The following is a 1,084-nucleotide window of genomic DNA, read 5'->3' on the forward strand; positions in this document are numbered from 1 at the left end:
GCGAGAAGTACCAGCTCAAACACCGCGACTGGCGGACCGCCGAACGCGAGGGCCGCACCCTCACCCCCCTCATCACCAAGCTCAACACCATCCGCCGCGAGAACCCGGCCCTGCGGCAACTGCGCGACCTCCATTTCCACCACGCCGACAAGGAGGAGGTCATCGCCTACGCGAAGCGGCGGGGTTCGAACACGGTTCTGGTGGTCGCCAACCTCGACCCCCACCACACCCAGGAGGCCACGGTCTCGTTGGACATGCCGCAACTCGGCCTGGAGTGGCACGAGTCGGTACCGGTGCGCGACGAGCTCACCGGCGAGACCTATCAATGGGGCAGGGCCAACTATGTGCGCCTGGAGCCGGGAGGAGCGCATGTGCTCGTCGTCGGCCGGGCATCCGGGAGCGAGCAGCCGCCGGGTGAGCACAGCCGTGTTCTGCGACCGTCCAGCCCGTCGATCGGAGGGTCACCCACAACATGATCGTCAACGAACCCGTCCCGGACACCTTCGAGGACACCCCCACCAAGGACCGGGACCCGGACTGGTTCAAACGAGCCGTCTTCTACGAGGTCCTGGTCCGCTCCTTCCAGGACAGCAACGGTGACGGCATCGGCGACCTGAAGGGTCTGACCGCCAAACTGGACTACCTGCAGTGGCTGGGCGTGGACTGCCTCTGGCTGCCGCCCTTCTTCAAGTCCCCGCTGCGCGACGGCGGCTACGACGTGGCCGACTACACCGCTGTCCTCCCCGACTTCGGCGACCTCGCCGACTTCGTGGAGTTCGTCGACGCCGCCCACCAGCGCGGCATGCGCGTGATCATCGACTTCGTCATGAACCACACCCTGAACTACGAGAACCCGGCGGTCCAGGAGGAGATGATCTCCGCGCTGAAGTTCTGGCTGGACCTGGGGATCGACGGCTTCCGGCTGGACGCGGTGCCGTACCTGTACCAGCAGGAGGGGACGAACTGCGAGAACCTCCCGGCGACCCACGCCTTCCTGAAGCGGGTGCGCAAGGAGATCGACACCCAGTACCCGGACACGGTGCTGCTGGCCGAGGCCAACCAGTGGCCCGAGGACGTCGTCGAC

The 1,084-nt window shown here is 66.5% G+C and carries 1 protein-coding gene and 1 pseudogene; both read left to right on the forward strand.

Annotated features, from left to right (window positions below):
• Positions 1-476: pseudogene (locus IH50_RS0136815) on the forward strand (alpha-1,4-glucan--maltose-1-phosphate maltosyltransferase); the annotation flags it as partial.
• Positions 473-1,084 (forward strand): alpha-amylase family glycosyl hydrolase (locus tag IH50_RS0136820; protein ID WP_030873002.1); only part of this gene is annotated, 612 nt, incomplete at its 3' end. The pseudogene IH50_RS0136815 and the gene IH50_RS0136820, both read left to right, overlap by 4 nt.

Source organism: Streptomyces sp. NRRL S-37, assembly GCF_000721605.1.
Taxonomy (GTDB): Bacteria; Actinomycetota; Actinomycetes; order Streptomycetales; family Streptomycetaceae; genus Streptomyces.